Source organism: Methylobacterium fujisawaense (genome assembly GCF_039619325.1).
Classification (GTDB): Bacteria; Pseudomonadota; Alphaproteobacteria; order Rhizobiales; family Beijerinckiaceae; genus Methylobacterium; species Methylobacterium fujisawaense.
Window position 1 is genome coordinate 1,165,323 of sequence record NZ_CP155000.1, and the last position, 19,951, is coordinate 1,185,273.

Annotated in this window: 18 protein-coding genes; 9 read left to right on the plus strand and 9 right to left on the minus strand. The window is 71.6% G+C overall.

Translation table 11 applies throughout. The features are described from left to right. Nucleotides 1-100 precede the first annotated feature (100 nt). Nucleotides 101-1,030 (plus strand): peptidylprolyl isomerase, encoded by a 930-nt coding sequence (locus ABC766_RS05515; RefSeq protein ID WP_345821440.1) that lies wholly within the window; start codon nt 101-103, stop codon nt 1,028-1,030. 294 nt (nt 1,031-1,324) lie between these two features. Here ABC766_RS05515 and ABC766_RS05520 read toward each other — a convergent pair whose 3' ends face one another. Then, a complete protein-coding gene (locus tag ABC766_RS05520) occupies nt 1,325-1,483 on the minus strand; it encodes a hypothetical protein (RefSeq protein WP_164706403.1) in 159 nt (52 codons plus the stop codon). Nucleotides 1,484-1,576: 93 nt separating this feature from the next. Then, complete coding sequence (gene hemH, locus ABC766_RS05525) at nt 1,577-2,659, minus strand: ferrochelatase (protein WP_342141700.1); 1,083 nt, start codon at nt 2,657-2,659, stop codon at nt 1,577-1,579. A gap of 284 nt (nt 2,660-2,943) precedes the next feature. Between hemH and ABC766_RS05530 the strand changes: the two genes are divergently transcribed. Continuing rightward, on the plus strand, nt 2,944-3,633 hold the full coding sequence (locus ABC766_RS05530) for a uracil-DNA glycosylase (protein ID WP_345821441.1): 690 nt from the start codon (nt 2,944-2,946) through the stop codon (nt 3,631-3,633). A 15-nt stretch (nt 3,634-3,648) separates the two neighbouring features. Here the strand turns inward: ABC766_RS05530 and ABC766_RS05535 are convergent, their stop codons facing one another. Continuing rightward, nucleotides 3,649-4,074, minus strand: coding sequence for a hypothetical protein (locus tag ABC766_RS05535; protein ID WP_043353176.1), 426 nt, complete (start codon nt 4,072-4,074; stop codon nt 3,649-3,651). A gap of 378 nt (nt 4,075-4,452) precedes the next feature. Between ABC766_RS05535 and ABC766_RS05540 the strand changes: the two genes are divergently transcribed. The 4 genes from ABC766_RS05540 to ABC766_RS05555 all read left to right on the plus strand — a co-directional run bounded on the left by ABC766_RS05540 (nt 4,453) and on the right by ABC766_RS05555 (nt 7,750). Then, nucleotides 4,453-4,818: an AMP-dependent synthetase gene (locus ABC766_RS05540; protein WP_236952860.1), complete on the plus strand. Its 366-nt coding sequence runs from the start codon at nt 4,453-4,455 to the stop codon at nt 4,816-4,818. A gap of 170 nt (nt 4,819-4,988) precedes the next feature. Then, nucleotides 4,989-5,798 (plus strand): enoyl-CoA hydratase, encoded by an 810-nt coding sequence (locus tag ABC766_RS05545; protein WP_043383785.1) that lies wholly within the window; start codon nt 4,989-4,991, stop codon nt 5,796-5,798. A 137-nt stretch (nt 5,799-5,935) separates the two neighbouring features. Further along, the gene (locus tag ABC766_RS05550) at nt 5,936-6,247 is read left to right on the plus strand and encodes a hypothetical protein (protein ID WP_345821442.1); all 312 of its coding nucleotides are present in this window, start codon (nt 5,936-5,938) and stop codon (nt 6,245-6,247) included. 66 nt (nt 6,248-6,313) lie between these two features. Next, on the plus strand, nt 6,314-7,750 hold the full coding sequence (locus tag ABC766_RS05555; RefSeq protein ID WP_345821443.1) for a phospholipase D-like domain-containing protein: 1,437 nt from the start codon (nt 6,314-6,316) through the stop codon (nt 7,748-7,750). On the opposite strand, the gene ABC766_RS05560 is transcribed toward ABC766_RS05555, so the two are convergent. Then, nucleotides 7,668-8,453, minus strand: a complete 786-nt coding sequence (locus tag ABC766_RS05560) for an endonuclease/exonuclease/phosphatase family protein (protein WP_246410666.1) — start codon at nt 8,451-8,453, stop codon at nt 7,668-7,670. The two genes, ABC766_RS05555 and ABC766_RS05560, sit on opposite strands and share 83 nt — an antisense overlap. 271 nt (nt 8,454-8,724) lie before the next feature. On the opposite strand from ABC766_RS05560, the gene ABC766_RS05565 reads away from it, so the two are divergent. Then, nucleotides 8,725-9,963 carry a DNA repair exonuclease gene (locus tag ABC766_RS05565; protein WP_342141697.1) on the plus strand — a complete coding sequence of 413 codons (1,239 nt, stop codon included), beginning with the start codon at nt 8,725-8,727 and terminating at the stop codon, nt 9,961-9,963. Between the two features lie 22 nt (nt 9,964-9,985). Further along, complete coding sequence (locus tag ABC766_RS05570; RefSeq protein ID WP_345821445.1) at nt 9,986-13,462, plus strand: ATP-binding protein; 3,477 nt, start codon at nt 9,986-9,988, stop codon at nt 13,460-13,462. A 39-nt stretch (nt 13,463-13,501) separates the two neighbouring features. Here ABC766_RS05570 and ABC766_RS05575 read toward each other — a convergent pair whose 3' ends face one another. From ABC766_RS05575 to ABC766_RS05595, 5 genes are all read right to left on the minus strand, one after another. Beyond that, nucleotides 13,502-15,001, minus strand: a complete 1,500-nt coding sequence (locus tag ABC766_RS05575) for a carboxypeptidase M32 (RefSeq protein ID WP_075379681.1) — start codon at nt 14,999-15,001, stop codon at nt 13,502-13,504. 44 nt (nt 15,002-15,045) lie between these two features. Then, the gene (locus ABC766_RS05580; protein WP_043351897.1) at nt 15,046-16,848 is read right to left on the minus strand and encodes an ATP-binding cassette domain-containing protein; all 1,803 of its coding nucleotides are present in this window, start codon (nt 16,846-16,848) and stop codon (nt 15,046-15,048) included. A 66-nt stretch (nt 16,849-16,914) separates the two neighbouring features. Beyond that, a complete protein-coding gene (locus ABC766_RS05585) occupies nt 16,915-17,151 on the minus strand; it encodes a hypothetical protein (protein ID WP_043351899.1) in 237 nt (78 codons plus the stop codon). Between the two features lie 80 nt (nt 17,152-17,231). Further along, nucleotides 17,232-17,546: a polyhydroxyalkanoic acid system family protein gene (locus ABC766_RS05590; protein WP_043351901.1), complete on the minus strand. Its 315-nt coding sequence runs from the start codon at nt 17,544-17,546 to the stop codon at nt 17,232-17,234. 123 nt (nt 17,547-17,669) lie between these two features. Next, on the minus strand, nt 17,670-18,020 hold the full coding sequence (locus tag ABC766_RS05595; RefSeq protein ID WP_051044822.1) for a septal ring lytic transglycosylase RlpA family protein: 351 nt from the start codon (nt 18,018-18,020) through the stop codon (nt 17,670-17,672). Nucleotides 18,021-18,616: 596 nt separating this feature from the next. Here ABC766_RS05595 and ABC766_RS05600 point away from each other — a divergent pair. Next, entirely contained in the window at nt 18,617-19,807 is a 1,191-nt protein-coding gene (locus ABC766_RS05600) for a site-specific DNA-methyltransferase (protein WP_269466602.1), read from the plus strand. The last annotated feature ends 144 nt before the right edge of the window (nt 19,808-19,951 follow it).

A 19,951-nucleotide genomic window follows, 5' to 3' on the forward strand; every position in this document is an offset into this window, starting at 1 on the left:
CCGCGCTTGCCTTCTCGCCCGACGCGGCCCACCTGTGCCGCGGCCTGCCGCCCGGCCGATCCGGTGCGGCGCCAAGATGTGAGCCGAGGACTTCGCCCGTATGCCGAACACCGCCCTTCTCCGGCGCGCCAGCGCGCTCGCCGTCATGATCGCGATGCCGGGACTGGCGCTGGCCCAGGCCCCCCAGAAGGCTCCGACACCGGCGGCTAACACACCGGCCGCTAACACGCCGGCCGCCGCGCCGGCCGCCGCGCCGAGCGCGGATTCGGTCGTGGCGAGCGTGAACGGCAAGCCGATCACGCAGGGCGACCTCGCCATCGCGGCGGACGATCCCGCCCTGTCGCTGCCGGGCGTCGACGAGGCGCAGAAGAAGAACCTGCTCGTCGACTACATGGTCGATCTCCGCGTCGGTGCGCAGGCCGCCGAGTCCGCCAAGATCGGCGACACGCCGGAATTCAAGCGCAAGCTCGCCTATTTCCGCGACAAGCTGCTTCTCGACGACTACCTGGAGCAGGAGGCCAAGCGCGCGGTCACGCCTGAGGCGGAGCACGCGATCTACGACCAGACCGTCAAGCTGATGAAGCCCGAGGAGGAGGTGCACGCGCGCCACATCCTCGTGGACAACGAGGCCGAGGCCAAGAAGATCGCCGCGCGCATCAAGGGCGGCGAGGATTTCGCCAAGGTCGCCGCCGAGGCCTCCAAGGATCCGGGCTCGAAGACCGAGGGCGGCGATCTCGGCTGGTTCACGAAGGAACGGATGGTCCCGGATTTCGCCAACGCCGCGTTCGCGATGAAGCCCGGACAGGTCTCTGACCCGATCAAGACCCAGTTCGGCTGGCACGTGATCAAGGTGGAGGAGAAGCGGACGAAGCCGCAGCCGACCTTCGACGAGCTGAAGGAGCAGATCGACCAGCACCTGATCCGCAAGGCGCAGCAGGACATGATCCTGAAGCTCCGCTCGGAGGCCAAGATCGAGCGCACCGACGCGCCGCCGGCCGCTCAGCCGGAGTCGGAGCCGAAGAAGCCGTAAGCGGGATGCGACAGAGGGCCGGGCCGGGTTCTGATTCGGTCCAGCCCTCTGAAGAGATGATGGGTCGGTCCGCGCGGCGCCGGGCCCGCAGCGAAACGGTCGTCCGGTTCTACGGACCGGAAACGCCGCCGTCTTTCCGACTGCAAGGAAGCGATCCGTGTGACGGCACGCTTCCGGGCGTCGCGCTGTCCTAGAGCAGCGCTGTCCTGGGTCACGTCGCTCGGCCTGTGACGGCGATGCGGGGCCCGCCCGATGTGGGGCGAGGTTCCGGCTGCTTCACGCCCCAGCCGGGCCTCAATACGGCCGGTCGGGGACGAGGTAGCTGGATTGAGCCGGGGCCGGCTGTGGCGTGAGCCCGAGGGCCGCGAGTTCGGCGCTCCGGCGCCCCTCGGCGATCCTGTCGAGCACCGCGATCAGGAGCCACGGACACGCGATGCCGATGAAGAACGCCATGAGATCCTCCCGTGCCGAACCGATGCGCCCGTTCAGCTTAGGAAAATAATAGGGGGGCCGGGCCGCGCCGCAAGCGGCAACCCGGCGCCGATCTCAGAGCCAGCCCTGAAGCTCGCGGCGTACCACGTGCTCGATCACCCGCATGCCGAGGTCGCTGTCGTTCAGGCAGGGAATGTAGGCGAAGCGCTCGCCGCCATTCTCTTCGAAGTAATGGCGGTTCTCGCCGTCGAGCTCTTCGAGGGTTTCGAGGCAGTCCGCCGTGAAGCCCGGGGCGACGATCGCCATCCGCTTCACGCCCGACTTCGCGAGGTCCATCACCGTCTCGTCGGTGTAGGGCTTCAGCCACTCCTCGTTGCCGAAGCGCGACTGGAAGGTCACGCGCATCTTGTCCGGCGACAGGCCCAGGGCCTCGCGGATCAGCCGCCCGGTCTTGTGGCACTGGCAATGGTAGGGGTCGCCCTTGAGCAGGTAGCTCCGCGGCACCCCGTGGAACGAGGTGAGGATCACCTCCGGTTCGAAATCGAGCTTCGCGAGGCCCTCGCGGATCGAATCGGCCATGGCGGCGATGTAGACCGGGTCGTCGTGATAGGGCGGCGAGACGCGCACCGTGGGCTGCCAGCGCATGTCCATCAGCGCCCGGAAGGCCTGATCGCAGGCGGTGGCCGAGGTCGCCGCCGCGTATTGCGGATAGAGCGGGACCAGGAGGATGCGGTCGCAGCCCTGGTCGAGGAGCGCCTGGATCCGCCCGGCGACCTCGGGCTTGCCGTAGCGCATCGCCCAGTCGACCACCACCGACTCGCCCATGGCGGCCTGGAGGCGCTCGCTCTGGCCGCGGGTGATGGTCTTCAACGGCCCCTCGTTCAGGGCGTTGTTCCACACGCTGGCATAGTCGCGGCCCTTCGGCCCGGGGCGCTTCGTCAGGATGATGAGGTTGAGGAGCGGCCACCAGATCAGCCGCGGCACCTCGATCACGCGCCGGTCCGACAGGAATTCCTTGAGGTACCGGCGCATCGGCCAGTAGGACGTGCCCTCAGGCGTCCCGAGATTCATCAGGAGCACGCCCACGCGACCCCAGGCCACCTTCGGGTGATCCGCCGGCAGGGTGTCGGCCGCGGGCTTGAGCGGTGCGAGGGGCCGGCCATTCGCCAGCGCGGCGGGTTCGACGCGTTCGTTCATGGCAGCGTTCCGGCGCCGCGCGCCGAGATCCTTCTTCTGGTTTCCGATACCCGGCCGCCGGCGCGGACGCCTGAACCTGGCCGGGGGCTCAATTCCCCGTGGGGTGTGCTTCCATGTAGGGTGCGAAGCCGCCCGGCGAAGACCGGACGCCACATGCCGCACCGCGATATGCGGCACGCTCGACCCATGTCCCTAAACACGCGGGGCCTCGGGCCGCAACCGCTGCCCGGATGACGGCGCCCGGCTGCCCGCTATCTCGGCCCCGATCCGACCCGCGAGAGACCATGACCGATACGCCTGTGGCCGATGCCCTCGAAGCCTTCCGCGCCTCCGGCTCGTCTTGGCTGACGCTGCCGTTCTTCGCCGATGGTCAGGCCGACGTCGTGGCGGCCCGTGTCGACGGACGAATCGCCGCGGGGGCCCAGGTGCTGCCGGCGCCGGACCGGATCTTCCGCGCCTTGAAGGAGACGCCGCTGCAGGACGTCAAGGCGGTGATTCTCGGACAGGATCCCTACCCGACCCCGGGCGACGCCAACGGCCTCGCCTTCTCGTTCGTCGGGGCGGGGCGCCTGCCCGCGTCGTTGCGGGTGATCCTGGCGGAGGCCGGATCCGACCGCGCCGCCGGCGGCGACCTGACGCCCTGGGCACGGCAGGGCGTCTTCCTGCTCAACAGCGCCCTCACCGTCGAGGCCGGCAAGGCCGGAGCGCATCTGCGCTATGGCTGGGCCGCACTCACCGACGAGGCGGTGCGCGCCGTCTCGGACCGCCCGGAGCCGGCGGTGTTCCTGCTCTGGGGCGCGCAGGCGCGGGCCAGGGCCGCGCTGATCGACGCGGACCGCCACGGCGTGTTCGAGAGCGGTCACCCCTCCCCGCTCAACCGCGCCCGGGACTTCCCCGGTTCCGACCCGTTCGGCCGGGCCAACCGCTGGCTCGCCGCGCAGGGGCGCCGCCCGATCGACTGGCGCCTCGGCTGACGCCGTCGCCGATCCCTATTGCGGCTTGGCGGGTTCGGCCGGCTCCGCAGGCGTCTTGGTCGGGGCGCCCGGCTCCTGGCCCGCCGGCAGGAGCACGTTCTTGGCCACCGTGCCCTCTGGCCCGTACTCGCCAGCGACGGCGAGACAGGCTTGGTCGCGGTTCTGCGCCATCTGGTTCGACATCAGCGTGAACATGGTTTGCACACGGTTGCCGAACGGCCCCCGCGGCTGAACGTCGGCGATCTGAACATTCTGCTTCGCCAGGAGGGCCTCGAACTGCGCGCTGCCGATCCGGTAGCCGCAGACATTGGAGGCGGCGAAGATGTAGGAGGCGAATTCCAAGGCGCGCGGCGACGGCGCGTTGCGGATCTGTGCCTGTGCCGGCAATGCCGTCAGCGCGGCGGCGGCGAGGAGGGCGATCCGGGTCGTGGTCGGGCGCATGCGCGGCGGTTTCCTCGATCGAGCGGGGCCTCTTGCGGGCCACGTCTGGCACCGGGACATAGGCCGGTCCGGTGCGCACGCCAATGCGACGGAATTTGCCGGCAATCCGCGCATCTGCTTTCACGGCCTGTTGGCCATAGGGGCAGTCCCTGACCGGCACGCCGACGAAAACGGCGTCGTTTTTCGGTGGAACGCCGGCGCGTGAGAGAGTGTTAACCTGCTCGCGTCACGCCAGAGCCTGCAATTTGTCCAGATTCAGGCGGTCCGCATCGCATGTACGGCGTCCATCCTCCTGCGGCATTCCTTCCAGTCCCGGCGCGGGACGCCGACCGGCGCGTCCGGACAGGCGATGCGGGAGGGGCCAACGCGGATCGTCGCGTGGCACCGTCCGGACCCGCCGCCGCGATCTGCCCGCACCGATTTTCCCGCTGGGCCTGGAGCGAGGGCCTGCGCGCCGGTCAGACCGTGGCGCTCCTGGTGCAGGATCTCGGTCAGGCCGAGGCCATGCGGCTCGGCCTCGTCCGCCTCGGACTGCGCGTGGTTTGCCTGGACTGCGCCGGCCGCGGCCAGGCCCTCGCCGATAGCCTGTCCCAGTCGGATGCCGCGCTGGTCGTCGTCGATACAAACCTCGCCGATGTCTATGCCGGGCTGATGGGTCGGCTCGCCAGCTATCCCGCCGTCTGGTGGAACGGCCCGGGCGCCGACTACGCCAGCCTCGACCTCGCCCTCGCCGAGCAGGCCTGACGGGCAGCCCACCCGGTCCGGGATCGGTCCCCGCGCGTGCCGCCGGTTTGGTTCAAGCACATTCGACGGCGCGGCTCGCCGCGCCGGATCGCGGAGCCGGAGCCGGCGTGCTAACCTCGGTGGACGAGATCGGCCCCGTGCCAGGGAGGCCGGCACCGGGAGACGCCGCGATGACCTCAGCCACGGCCCACGCCGCGACAGCTCCGGAAGCGCCGGTACTGCTGCGCAGCGACGCCGACGGGGTCGCGACCCTGACGCTCAACCGGCCCCAGGCGCGCAACGCCCTGTCGATGGCCCTCATGGGCGCCCTCCAGGATCAGCTCGACGCCATCCGCGCGGATCCGGCGGTCCGGGTCGTGATTCTCCAGGGGGCGGGGCCCGCCTTCTGCGCCGGGCACGATCTCAAGGAGATGCGGACCGATCCCTCCCGCGCGGCGACAGAGGCGGTGTTCCGCACCTGCGCCCGGCTGATGCTGAGCCTGACGCGCCTGCCGCAGCCGGTGATCGCCCGGGTTCACGGGATCGCCACCGCCGCCGGCTGCCAGCTCGTCGCCACCTGCGACCTCGCCGTCTGCACCGAGACGGCCCGTTTCGCCACGCCGGGGGTGCAGATCGGCTTGTTCTGCTCGACCCCGATGGTCGCCCTGTCGCGCGCCGTCTCGCGCAAGGCCGCGCTGGAGATGCTTCTGGTGGGCGAGCCGATCGACGCCGCGGAGGCCCTGCGGATCGGCCTCGTCAACCGGGTGGTCCCGGAGGCGGAACTCGACGCGGCGGTCGGCGCCCTGGCGACGCGGATCGCCGGGAAGGCCCGGCGTGTCCTGGCGATCGGCAAGGAGGCGTTCGGTCGCCAGCTCGAGATGGGTCTCGAGGACGCCTACGGCTACGCCGCCGAGGTGATGACGCGGAACATGATGATGGCCGACGCCCAGGAGGGCATCGACGCCTTCCTGGGCAAGAGGCCGCCGCGCTGGGAGCCGTGAGGCCGCGAGATCGCGCGCGGTGGCGCGATACGACGCAGGCCGGTCGGCGCCGCGCTTATAGGTAACGACGCGCCCTGCCCTAGGTGGGTCGGCACACCCGATCCTGTCGGACGCGGCGCCGCAACGCGGAACGGCTGATGAGCACCATCGACCTGTTCGGACTGACGGCGGCCTTCTACGGGGCGATGCCGCCGCCGCGACCGCCGCGGCCGGATCGCAACGGCGCGACCTGGGCCGCCGCCGTGATCTTCGGGGGCATCTGCCTCGCCACGATCGGTCCCATGATCACCATCTGGAGCTTCCACCGGCCCTACGCCGAAGCCAAGGCGCGCTGCATCGCCTCCGGCGGCCGGGTCCTGTATGGGGCGCTGGACGGCAGCGGCCCCTATCGCTGCGAGCGGCCCGCCGGGACCGCCGCCATTGCGCATCCGGCCAAGCCGGCGGATTAATCCCGCCCGCCGCACGGGCCTTGGGCCAATCCGGTGCCTCCCGACGCGAACCCGGATACCGAGACCTTGGAAAACGCGCTCTTCCGCTGGGTTCAGTCGACCGCATTGATGCGGGCGGACGTCGAGGCCTTGATCGGCGTCGCGCTGGCGATCGGCGTCACCCTGCATGCCCTGCTGCGCAAGCGCCGGGTGAGCGTGGCGGTCGGCTGGATTGGTCTCGCGTGGCTGTCGCCGATCTTCGGGACCGCCCTGTACCTGACTTTCGGCATCAACCGGGTCTCGCGCCGCGCCCGGCGGCTGCGGACCAAGCCCTCCGATGCGACGCAACTGCCCGACACCGACGACGCCGTGGTGCCGGAGACGCTCTGGCCCCTCGACCGGGCGATCCGGCGGATTACCAGCCTGCCGGCCTTCGCGGGCAATGCGGTGGAGATGTTCCGAAACGGCGACGCGGCCTATCCGGTGATGCTGGCGGCGATCCGCGAGGCGCAGGCCAGCATCGGCCTGTCGAGCTACATCTTCCGGGACGATGCCACCGGCCGCGAATTCTGCGACGCCCTCGTCGAGGCGCAGAACCGCGGCGTGAAGGTGCGCGTCATCATCGACGGGATCGGCGGCGGCTACTTCCGGACGCCCGTCTACCGCCGGCTGACGGCGGCCGGGGTGCCGGTGGCCCTGTTCATGCACTCGGCCCTTCCCTGGCGGATGCCGTTCCTCAACCTGCGCTCCCACAAGAAGCTGCTGATCCTCGACGGGCGCATCGCCTTCACGGGCGGTCTCAACATCTCGCACGCGAATCGCGTCGCGCTGAAGCCCGAGCATCCGATCCGGGACACGCATTTCCGTATGACCGGGCCCGTGGTCGAGCAACTCGCCGCCGCCTTCGCGGCGGATTGGGCCTTCGTGGACGGCGAGATCCTCGACGGCGAACCGTGGTTCGTCGATCTCGCGCCGTGCGGGCCCAGCGTCGCCCGGGCCGTCACCTCCGGCCCGGATGCGGACGTCGAGAAGATCGAGCAGGTCATCCTTCAGACGCTCGCCTGCGCGCGCCGGAAGGTCCGGTTCGTAACGCCTTACTTCCTGCCCGACGAACTGGTGACCGGCGCTCTGGCGCAGGCCGCGATGCGGGGCATCACCGTCGACGTGATCATCCCGCGGGTCAGCGACCATCCGTTCATCGACTGGGCGACCCGGGCGCATCTCGAGCCGCTGCTGCGGGCCGGGGTGCAGGTGTGGCTCGACGAGCCGCCCTTCGACCATTCCAAGGCGATGGTGGTTGACGACATCTGGTGCTTCGTCGGCAGCGCCAACTGGGACATGCGCAGCTTCCGGCTCAACTTCGAGCTGAACGTCGAGATCATCGACGCGGATTGCGCGGCCGCGCTCGACCGGTTCATGCGCGGCAAGATGGAGACGCAGCTCAGGCGGGAGGATCTCGCCGCGCGCGGCCTGCCGGTCCGTTTGCGCGACGCAGGCGTGCGACTGCTGCTGCCATACCTTTGAAGCGTCCCGGGGCATGCGCCTCGGGGGCCGGGCCGAGATGGACGATGATCGGCCGGTGATCGGAGGGCCCCCGCGGCAGCACCGCATGGGCGTGGCAGACGAGGCCGCGGGCGAGGCAGCGGTCGAGCCGCAGGGGCAGCACCTCGACCATCGCGTGCGTCGACTGACGCGGTCCGACGTCGCGAAAACCCGGGATCATCGCGGGGCCGACGATGTTGTAATCGCCGAGAACCGCGGCCCGGGGCGGCAGCTCGCTGACGATGCGGCGCAGCTGGCGGCGGTTGAGCATCTGCCCATGCGACAGGTGGACGTTGGCCACGCCGAACTCGCCGAGGTCCAGGATCTGGCAGACCCGGTGCACCAGCGCCCCCGAGGGCAGCGCGATGACCCGGGGCGGCGCCGGCCAGGGCCTGGGGCTCCACATGGCCAGCCCGTGGATCCGGCCCGGCAGGGGTGCCCAGGCGTAGTGGCCGCCGATCCGGTCCAGCAGGAAGCCGATGGCCCGAGTCGCCTCCTGCATCAGCAGCAGGTCGGGCTTCTCCTGGGCGACGAGGGCGGCCACGTCGTCAACCGCCGCGCCGGTGCGCCGCAGCAGGTTCCAGCTCACGATCTTGAAGGGCTGATGCGGCCGATCGGCGGGGTAAATCGGCAGGGCGTGCGACGGTGCGGCGGTGAGGCGGGCCGGGCGTGCAGCAGGATTCATCGGGCCGGTCTCGTACCTCATCGCGCGGCTCTCCCGTCACCGCCACGCTCTAACGCGCCCGGGGCCGGGACGTTCGACCGGATTCGCACCGACGCCGCGGAAGGGCCCGATCGACGAGCAACAGAGGCCGTCCCCGGCGACGTGCCCCACAGCTCGTCGCATGCCGCCGCTTGAGGCGACCCCTGTCGGCGGCCTAAGAGCCCGCATTGTGATGCCGACGGCTGCGCGCGATCGCGCGCCCCGGCTCGCCACCGATCCCTCCCGGAGACCGATGACCGCGTTCAGCTTCATCCACGCGGCGGATCTGCATCTCGGCAGCCCGCTCTCGGGCCTCGCCACGCGTGACGCGGATCTCGCCCGACGCCTCGCCTCGGCCGGGCGGCAGGCCTTCGAGGACCTGGTGAGCCAAGCGATCGAGCGGTCGGTCGCCTTCGTGGTGGTGGCCGGCGACGTCTACGACGGCGACTGGGCCGACACCACGATCGGCCTGTTCTTCGCCCGGCAGGTGGCGCGCCTCGACCGTGCCGGCATCCCGACGATCCTGGTGCGCGGCAACCACGACGCCGAGAGCGTCATCACGCGCTCGATCACGCTGCCGGACTCCGTGCATGTGTTCCCGGCGGCCCGCGCCGGCACCCTGCGCCTCGACGCGCTGCGGGTCGCGATCCACGGCCGCAGCTTCCAGGGTCGGGCCGTCGAAGAGAATCTGTCGCTCACCTATCCGGCGGCTGTGCCGGGCTGGTTCAATCTCGGGGTCCTGCACACCTCCTGCACCGGCCACGCCGCCCACGAAACCTATGCCCCCTGCTCGGTCGCCGACCTCGCGGCCCGGGGCTACGAGTACTGGGCGCTCGGCCACATCCACGAATACGCGGAGCTGTCCCGGGATCCCTGGATCGTGTTCCCCGGCAATCTTCAGGGCCGGAGCGTGCGCGAGTGCGGCGAGAAGGGGGCGGTCGTGGTGGACGTCGCCGACGGGCGGGTGACGGGCGTCAGCCGCCTGCCCCTCGACCGGGCCCGGTTCGAGCGGATCGCGGTCGACCTCGCGGCGGCGGCCGACCCGCGCGGCGCCGTGGAGGCCGTCGAGGCGGCCCTGAGGCCGCTCGCCGCCGTCGCGGCCCGCCGGCTGCTCCTGGTCCGCGTCCACCTCGTCGGCACCACCCGCGCCCACGACGCCCTGGCGGCCGACCGGGAGACCCTGACGGCCGAGATCCAGGCGGCCGCGCACCGGCTGCACGAAGATATCTGGCTGGAGCGCCTGAAGATCGAGACGTGCCGCCCGCGCGCCGCGGTGGAGCCCTCCGGTGCCGCCATCGACCCCGCCGCGCTGCTGGCCGAGCTCGACCGCGACCCCGATTTCCGCACAAAGGCCAAGGCGGCCCTGGCCGAGATCGGTGGCCGGATCCCGGTGACCGCCGCAGCGGAAGCCGACTTCGACGCGGAATTCGACGCCCTCTGTGCCGAGGCGGAGGCGCTGGTCCTCGGGCGCCTCGGCGGCCGGCACTGCTGAGGCGATCGCCCATGGAGGCCCGATGCGCCTGATCCGCCTCGCCCTGGAGCGCTACGGCGCCTTCACGGACCGCACGGTCGAATTCCGGCCGGATGCGCGCCTTCACGTGGTGCTGGGCGCCAATGAGGCCGGCAAGAGCACCGCGCTGGCGGCGGTCACCGACCTGCTGTTCGGCTTCGGGAAATCCACCCCCTACGCCTTCCTGCACGACATGCCGCAGCTGCGCCTCGGCGCGGAGATCGCCGCCGCCGACGGCCGCCGTCTGTCCTTCCGGCGCCGGAAGGGCAACAGCCGGACCCTCATCGACGCCGCCGAGGCGCCGCTCCCCGACGACGCGCTGGCGCCGTTCCTCGGCGGACTGTCCCGGCCGGTCTTCTGCCGGGCCTTCGGCCTCGACGCGGCGAGCCTCCGGGCCGGCGGGCGCGAGATGGTCGACGTGGAGGGCGAGGTTGGCGCAAGCCTGTTCGCGGCGGGTTCGGGCCTGCGCGGACTCACGGAGCTGCAGACGACACTCGACGCGGAGGCCGACGCCATCTTCGCCCCGCGCCAAGCCAAGCACCGGACCTTCTACCAAGCCCTGGAGCGTCACGAGACGGCACGGCGGGCGATCCGCGAGCGGGGCCTGCGCGCCGGCGACTGGCGGGCGCTGAACGACGAGATCGCGGCGGCGGCCGCGCAGCTCGAGGCGTTGCGGGCTGAGCAGAAGGCCATCGCGGTGGCGCGCGCCCGGCTGGAGCGGCTCAAGCGCGTCCGGCCGATCATCGCCGAGATCGACGCGCTGGAGGAGCGCATCGCCGCCGAGACCGACCTCGCCGATGCGGATCCCGCCTGGATCGCCCGTTTCGGGGCCGCCCTTGACGCGTGCCGCGCCGCGGAAGCCGAGGCGGTGCGGGCCGAAGCCACGCGCGACCGGGCCCGGAGCGAGGCCGAGGCGGTACCGGTCGAGCCGGCGCTGACCCACCGGGCCGACGAGATCCTGGCGGCGTTCAGCGGCACCAAGGAGTTCGAGAAGGGCGGCACCGACCTGCCCCGGATCGAGGGCGACGCCTACAAGGTCGGGCTGGAGCTTGAGCGGCTGCGCGGCCGGATCGGCGCCCCCGATCTCGCCGCGCTCGAGGCTGGGCAGCCTCCGGACGCCGCGCGCGCGCGCATCGAGCGCCTGATCCGCGAGGGCCGGACCTTCGCGGCCGCGGAGGATCAACTCGCCCGTGACCTCGCCGCCGCCCGCGCCGAGCGGGAGCGCCTCGCCCGGGAGATGGAGGCGGCGGATGCGGCCCGGGATCCGACCCCCCTGCGGGAGGCGTTGAAGCCCCTCGCCCGCCTGCACGAATGGATCGCCGCCCGCGAGACCCTCGACGCCGCCATTTGCCGAGAGGCGGCGCTGCTGCACAACCAGGCGGGGCGGCTGTCGCCTCCGGTGGCCGACCTCGCCGTCCTCGTCCGGACGCCTCTGCCCGCTCCCGATACGGTGGCGCGCTACCGTCAGCGTCTGGAGACCAAGACCCGCGAGCACGAGCGGGCCGCCGACCGTCGCGACACCGCCCGCCGGCAGGTCGCCGCCACCCAGGCGCGGCTGCGTGAGCGCGAGGCCGGCCGGCCCGTCGCCACCCGGGAGCGGCTCGACGCGCTGCGGGCGACCCGCGATGCCGCCTTCGCGTTTCTCCGCGATGCCCTGGCGGAAGGGCGCCCGGCCGGGATCGCCGAGATCGCAGCCTTCGAGCGCGCGCTCCTGTCGGCCGACCGCGTCGCCGACGAGCGGGCCTCCGATGCGGCCCGGGTCGCGGCCCACGCCGCCGACCTGGAGCGCCTCGCCACCGAGGAGGCGGAGGCCACGCAGGCCGATGAGGTCCTCGCCGCCCTCGCCGCCGAGCTCGCCGCGGGCGAGGCGACCTGGCAGGAGGCCTGGCGGCCCGCCGCCCTCGTGCCCGGCCCGCCGGCCGAGATGGCGGCGTGGCTCGCCGAGGTGGAGAGCCTGATCGAAGCGGAGCAGCGGCTCGCCGCGCAGCGGATCGAGGCGGATCGCCTCCGGGTGCGGATCGAGGCCGCCCGGGCGCCGCTGACCGATCTGCGCAACCGCGCCGGGCTCGACGCCGCACCGGACCTCGAGATCGCTGCCGCGCTGGACGGTCTGGAAGCGCGGGTCGCCACCCTGGCAAGCCGCTGGGAAGCCAATCTTCAGACTGCCGGTCTGGTGCGCGCCGCCGGACTTTCGGTTGAGCGGCTGGAGCGGGCCCTCGCCGAGACCGCCGCTCGGCGCGCCGCGTGGCAGGCCGATTGGGCGGCGGCATTGCTGCCCCTCGGGCTCGACGGTGCGGCTGGGCCCGAAGAGGCCGAGGGCGCGCTGGAGGCATGGCGGAGCGTGCCGGACCGGTTGGCGGAGCGGGCCGCCCTGCAGCGCCGGTCCACCGGCATCCGGCGGGACATGGAGGCGTTCCGGGTCACGGTGGCCACCCTGGTCGAGGCCCTGGCGCCCGATCTCGCGCAGGCGCCGCCCGCCGGTGCGATCCGGACCCTCCACAGCCGCCTCGTCGCCGCACAGGCCCGGGAAGCGCGGCGTGCCGAGCTCGACCGCCGCCGGGAGGAGGCCGAATTGGCGCATCGCAACGCCGCGGAATCGCACGAGGCGGCCCGGGCGACCCTCGTCCGGCTGGTGGCCGAGGCGATGCCGGACCTCGCCGCGGCCCCGACTGCGGAGATCGATCGTCTGTTCGGCCGCTTGAGTGCCCGGGAGCTGCTGCGCGCCGAGCGTCTGCGGCTCCGCGGCAGCCTCGCGGGCGCAGCCGACGGGCTTCCCGAGGCCGAGCTGCGCGCCGGTCTCGAGACCCTGCCCCCAGAGGCCATCGAGGCCGAACTGGCACGTCTGGCGCTCGAGGCCGAAGAGCAGGCCGAACGCGGGCAGGTGATCTTCGCCGACCGCGACCGCGCCGAGCGGCGCCGGGCGGAACTGGAGGGCGGCACCGGCGCCGAACTGGCCCTCGCCGAGCGCAAGGCGGCGGAGGCGGATCTCCAGGCGGCGGCGCGCTCCTGGGCCGTGCTGCGGCTCGCCGGTCTGATGCTGGGGCAGGCGGTGGCCCGCCATCGCGCGGGGCAGCAGGATCCCCTCGTCGCCCGGGCGGGCGCGCTGTTCCGGGCCCTCACCGGCGGCGCGTTCTCCGGCCTTGCCCAGATCTACGACGAGGCCGACACCCCGAAGCTCGCGGGGCAGCGCGCCGGGGGCGGCACGGTGGCGATCGAGGGCATGAGCGAGGGCACCCGCGACCAGCTCTACCTCGGCCTGCGGCTGGCCTACCTGGAAGACTACGCCGAACGCGCCGAGCCGGCGCCCTTCATCGGCGACGACCTGTTCTCGACCTTCGACGAGACCCGGACCGGCTACGGTCTGGACGCCCTGGCGGCGATCGGGGAACGGGTCCAGCCGATCCTGTTCACGCACCACCGCCACGTGGCGGACATCGCCCGTGACAGGCTCGGCGAAGCGGTGGACGTGGTGGCGCTGTAGAAGGGGCTGGAAGCGCCCCGTTCCGGCGCGCGGCCCTTCTCAGGCGCCCGAGCCCCCGAGATAGCGTGCCTCCAGATGCGCCCGGAACGCTTCCGTGCCGAGTGGCGTCCCGGTGGCGCGGGTGAGCAGCGCGTCGGTGTCCAGCAGGCTTCCGACCGCATGGACGTTCGTCCGGAGCCAGTCCCGCAAGGGGCCGAAATCGCCCTGCGCGAGGCGGTCCGGTAAGGCCGGCTCGGCCGACCGGGCGGCGCGGAACAGCTGCGCGGCGGCCAGGGCGCCAAGGGTGTAGGTCGGGAAATAGCCGAAGGCGCCACTCGGCCAGTGGATATCCTGGAGGCAACCGACCCGGTCGTCCGGCACGGTGAGGCCGAGGAGATCGCGCAGGCCGTCGTTGAACGCCCCCGGCAGATCGCGCACCGCGAGGTCGCCCGCGATCATCGCGGTCTCCAGACGGTAGCGCAGGAGGATATGGGCCGGGTAGGTCGCCTCGTCGGCATCCACCCGGATGAAGCCCGGCGCCACCCGGATGTTGAGCGCGTGCAGGTTCTCCGGCGACCATTCCGGTCCGGAGCGCCCGAAGGCCGCCTGCAGGAGCGGCGCCAGGAAGGTGAAGAAGTCCCGGCTCCGGCAGGCCTGCATCTCGACGATGAGCGACTGGCTCTCGTGCAGGCTCATCCCCCGCGCCGCGCCCACCGGCTGGTTCCGCCACGCGGCCGGCCGGCCCTGCTCGTAGAGGGCGTGTCCGGTCTCGTGGAGAACGCCCATCAGGGCCCGCCCGAAATCGGCCGCGTCGTAGCGGGTGGTGATCCGGACGTCGTCGGTGGCGCCGCCGCAGAACGGATGCAGACTGATGTCGAGCCGGCCGCGGGTGAAGTCGAATCCCACCGCCTCCATCAGCCTGAGGCCGAGATCGCGCTGCACCGCCACGTCGAACGGGCCGGCGAGCGGGAGCGGCGCCGGACGGGACGCCTGGATCTCGCGCGCGCGGGCGATCAGGTCCGGCAGCCAGCCGGTCAGATCCGCGAAGAGCGGATCGATCGTCGCCCGGCGCATGCCGGGATCGTAGCCGTCGAGGAGCGCGTCGTAGGGGTCGAGCCCGAGGGCCGCGCCCTTCGCCTGGCCGATCTCCCGCTGGAGCCGCAGCACCTCGGCGAGGTGGGGCTCGAGGCGGGCGAAGTCGGCGTCGCGCCGCGCCTCGCGCCACACCATCTCCGAGCGGGACACGGCGCGGGAGCTGGCCTCGACGAGGTCGCGGGGGACGGCCGTGGCATGGGCCTGGGTGCGGCGCATCTCCCGCAGGTTGGCGGCGGCCCAGGGTTCGAGGTCGCCGCCCTGCTCGGCCGCCGCCAGTTCCTCGGCGGCCTCGGGAGCGGTGAGCATCCCGTGGGCGAGCCCGCGCAGAATCGCGAGCTGGTCCCCGCGGGCCTCGGCGGCGCCGTCCGGCATCAGGGTCTGCGCGTCCCAGCCGAGGATCCCGGCCGCGCCCTCGAGGGCCGCGAGCCGGGCGAAGCGCTGTTCGAGAATCTGGTAGGCGGTCATGCGGTCTCCGGTCCGGTACGTCTCGCGGCCTGATGCTGCGGTGGTCACCCCGCCTGAAGCATCTCCAGCTCCAGCCAGCGATCCTCCGCCTGCGACAGCTCGGTCTCGGCCTGCGCCAGCATGGTCGAAGCCTTGTCGAACCGGGCCGGATCGCGGGCGTAGAGTTCGGGGTCGGCCAGGATCGTCTTGAGCTGGGCGATCGCCGCCTCCAGCTTTTCGATGCGGGCCGGCAGCGTCTTCAACTCGTGCTGGTCCTTGAAGCCGAGCTTGGGCTTGCCCGCGGGCTGGGCCGCCGGTGCGGCGTTGCGCTCGCGCGGCTCCTTCGCCTTCGGCGCGACGGTCCGCGCCTCGACGCCCTGGCCCCGCTGGACCAGCATGTCGCTGTAGCCGCCGGCATACTCGACCCAGCGGCCGGCGCCCTCGGACACCAGCACGCTGCCCGCCACGCGGTCGAGGAAGTCGCGGTCGTGGCTCACCAGGATCAGCGTCCCCTGGTAGTCGCCCAGCATCTCCTGGAGCAGGTCGAGGGTCTCGAGGTCGAGGTCGTTCGTGGGCTCATCGAGGACGAGGAGATTCGCCGGCTGGGCCAGGGCCCGGGCGATCAGCAAGCGGTTGCGCTCGCCGCCAGACAGGACCGAAACGGGCGTGCGGGCCTGCTCGGGGGTGAACAGGAAGTCCTTCAGGTAGCCGATCACGTGGCGGCTCTGGCCGTTCACCACGACGCTGTCGCCGCGGCCGCCGGTGAGCACGTCGGTGACGGTCATCCCGGGCTCCAGCACGGCGCGGGCCTGATCGAGCACCACCGGCAGCAGGTTGGTCCCGAGGACGACCTGCCCGGAATCCGGCGCGAGCCGGCCCATGAGCAGGTTGATCAGGGTACTCTTGCCGGCGCCGTTCGCCCCGACGATGCCGAGCCGGTCCCCGCGCATCACCCGAAGGGACAGCCCGTCGACGATCTTGCGCTCCCCGTAGCTCTTGGCGATGTCGCGGGCCTCGACCACGAGGCTCCCCGAGGATTCCGCGTCGGAGGCCTGCATGCTGACGCTGCCCACCGGGCGGCGCACCTCGCGCCGGTTCTGGCGCAGCTCGTGCAGGTTGCCGAGGCGGCGGACGTTGCGCTTGCGCCGGGCGGTGACCCCGTAGCGCAGCCAGTGCTCCTCGGCGGCGATCTTGCGGTCGAGCTTGTGCTGGTCCCGCTCCTCCTCCTCGAAGAAGGCGTCGCGCCACGCCTCGAAGCTGGAGAAGCCCTGGTCGATTCGGCGCGTCTCGCCCCGGTCGAGCCAGATCGTGGCCCGCGACAGGGCCGAGAGGAAGCGCCGGTCGTGGCTGATCAGCACGAGGGCCGCGCGGGTGCCCTTCAGCTCGGCCTCGAGCCACTCGATCGCCGGCAGGTCGAGGTGGTTGGTGGGCTCGTCGAGAAGCAGCACGTCGGGCTCGGGGGCGAGCGCCTGCGCCAGTGCGGTGCGCCGCCCCTCGCCGCCGGAGAGCTTGGTGGGATCCTCGGCACCCGTGAGGCCGAGGCTCTCCAGCAGGTAACGGGCGCGGTGGGTCGATTCGCCAGGCGGCAGCCCGGCCTCGACGAAATCGAGGGTGGTGTCGAAGCCCGTGAAGTCGGGTTCCTGGGCGAGGTAGCGGATCGTCGTGCCGGGTTGGACGAAACGGCGCCCCTTGTCGGGATCGACGAGTCCCGCGGCGATCTTCATGAGCGTCGACTTGCCCGACCCGTTCCGACCGACGAGGCAGGTGCGCTCACCCGGCGCGATGGCGATGTCGGCACGGGTGATCAGGGGCGTGCCGCCGAAAGTCAGGGCGACGTCCTGGAGGGTGAGGAGCGGGGGAGCGGCCATGGGCCGGCTTATGGCAGTGTGGGGCGGCCTGTTCAAACGGCGCCGCCCCGCGACCTCGTCGGCCGGTCAGGCGATTGGATTGGCCGGTCCCGTCGGCGGGCTGATCTCGGGCGCGCCCGGATCGTTGACCGGGATCTCCGGCGGATGGACGCCCGGCGCCTCGGCCGGGGTGTTCCCCGGGATCTCCGGTCCGGGCGGCTGCGTCGGGGCCTGCGGCGGATCGTAGGGCCGGTCCGGCACCGGAGCCGGCTGCGGCGGGACCTCGGGGACCTGCCCCGGATCGGCGAGGGTGTAATCGGGCACCGTAATCCTCCACGAGACCGACGGCGCACTTCGGCACCGGTCCCGCGGAAACAGAGACCGGCCGATCCGGTTCCGGAGCGCTACTTCTTCGTCAGCAGGAGATTGCCCTCCTTGCTCGCGACCTTCTGGATCTTCTCGGCGAACAGGGCGAGCAGGAACGGCAGCTTCACCTCCAGGCGGACGCTCTCGGCGCCCACGTCGATCGTCCCGGCGACTTTCTGGGTCATCGCCGACACGCCGAAATCGAGTCGGTCCCCCGTCCAGGCGAGCTGATCCACGGTGATGCCGCTCTTGGCCAGGAAGGCCCGCGCCTGATCCGTGCCGTGCTCCAGGCGACGCTTGGCCTCATCGCGGCCGAGGTCGTGCGGGATGTCGACGATGAGGGGCTTGGGCATGGGCACTGATCCGAGCTGAACCCGGCTGCAGATGGGGCGTCCGGGCGCGGCAGACAACGCCCGGGGAGCCGCCCCGCCCTCTCGGACGGGCGGCGGCCCGGCGCGTGCGGCGCCCGTGAGGGATCAGTGCACGACTTGCAGCGACACGTAGGTCGTGCCGCCCATGCCCAGAGCGCGGGCGGAGCCACGCGACAGATCGATGATGCGGCCGCGCACGAAGGGACCGCGATCGTTGATGCGAACGACCACCGAGCGGCCGGTCCGCCTGTTCTCGACGCGGACCCGGGTGCCGAACGGCAGGCTGCGATGGGCGGCGGTCAGTCCGTTGGGGTTGAAACGCTCGCCGTTCGCGGTGCGATGGCCGCTTCCATACCAGGAGGCCGCTCCGCTCTGCGCGGCGGCCGGGAGGCTTGTTCCGACGACGGTGGACAGCATTCCAAGTGAGACAACGAGCTTACCGAAACCAAACGACATTCTCGACGCATTCCCTTTGTTGTTGTCGGGGCGGCGCCAGTCGTGTCCGAAATCGGCCGGATTATGGCAGGCATTTGCGGACCGATTCTGTCACATTTTGGCCGATTTCGTCCTGATCATGATTATTACATGGAGGTTTATTACGGTTTGTTTCCGTTTGTTTCGCGGAGAATGCATTGTTTGGATCTTTCGTGTATTCGGAGAGTACTGTCCAGGTCACCCTGCGGCGCGCCGAAATGGGCTGATTTTCCTAAGCCCTGCATCGGCTGTGACCCTGCATCCCGCTGAGCTGGAAGCGGACGCGGAAACCAGACCTCATCCAGACCTCATGGCGGCCGCCCGGCATGCCCGGCGGTTCGGACAGTCCAGGCCTTGCGCTTGGGCCGGACGCCCGCAGATGTGACGGGTCATCGCGGCGTAAACGGCGCCCGCGAATGCCGGGTAACCATTGCTTAATCTGTCGCAGGATTGTCCGAGAGCGGGGTCGGCAAAATCTGCAGCCCCAGAACGGGACGCGGCGCCGCCGAATTCGACAACGTGACCTTTACCGTACCGGAGGCATGGTCTGCCGGTCAGTCGCGTAACCGGTGTTTGCCATGGCTTCCCCGCGTACCGTGGCTGCCGACGCCGTCGCCCGGAAACAGGTCTCGCGTGCCGGGCGGCCCGCGTCGGCGCCACGGATGGGTCTCGTACCCGCCCAGCGTTCCCTACCCCTCGACCAAGTTCTCGTCGGGGATTGTATCGCGGCCATGAACGCTCTGCCGGCGTCCAGCGTCGACTGCGTGTTCGCCGATCCGCCCTACAACCTCCAGCTCGGCGAGGCCGGGCTGCTGCGTCCGGACCAGAGCCGCGTCGACGCCGTCGACGACGATTGGGACAAGTTCGCCACCTTCGAGGCCTACGACGCCTTCACCCGGGACTGGCTCGCCGCCTGCCGCCGCGTGATGAAGCCGAACGCGACCCTCTGGGTGATCGGTTCGTACCACAACATCTTCCGGGTCGGGAGCGCGTTGCAGGATCTCGGTTACTGGATCCTCAACGACATCGTCTGGCGCAAGGCCAACCCGATGCCGAACTTCCGCGGCAAGCGCTTCACCAATGCGCACGAGACCCTGATCTGGGCCTCGCGCTCGGCGGACTCGAAGGGCTACACCTTCCACTACGAGGCGCTGAAAGGAGGCAACGAGGACCTCCAGATGCGCTCCGACTGGTTCATCCCCCTCTGCACCGGCGAGGAGCGGCTGAAGGATGCGGACGGGCGCAAGGTTCATCCGACCCAGAAGCCCGAGGCCCTGCTCGCCCGGACGCTGTTGGCGGCGACCAATCCCGGCGACGTGGTCCTCGACCCGTTCTTCGGCACCGGCACCACCGGCGCCGTCGCCAAGCGCCTCGGCCGCCGCTTCATCGGCATCGAGCGCGAGGAGACCTACGCGGCGGCCGCCCGTGAGCGGATCGCCGCCGTCGAGACCCTGTCGAAGGCCGCCCTCATGGTGGCGCCGACCAAGCGCGCCGAGCCGCGGGTGCCGTTCCTGTCGGTGATCGAGGCGGGCCATATCCGCCCCGGCGAGACCGTCACGGACGAGCGCCGCCGCTTCCGCGCCACGGTCCGCCCCGACGGCCAGCTCGACAACGGCCTCGTCATCGGCTCGATCCATAAGATCGGCGCCCTGGTCCAGGGCCTGCCGGCCTGCAATGGCTGGACCTTCTGGCACGTGGAGCGCGGCGGCAAGCCGGTGGTGATCGACACCTACCGGGCGGGCCTGCGGCAGGCGATGGCGAACGGCTGACGAACGTCGCGGCCGTCCACGCGGGCGGAGCGACGCCATCCAGGCTGGCATGACGCTGTCGGATGTCGCCCTGCTCTGGGCCCCGTCGCTGCGCCCGGAATCCGGAACCGCGCCGGCACTGAGCTTGAACGCACCGTCCCGGAC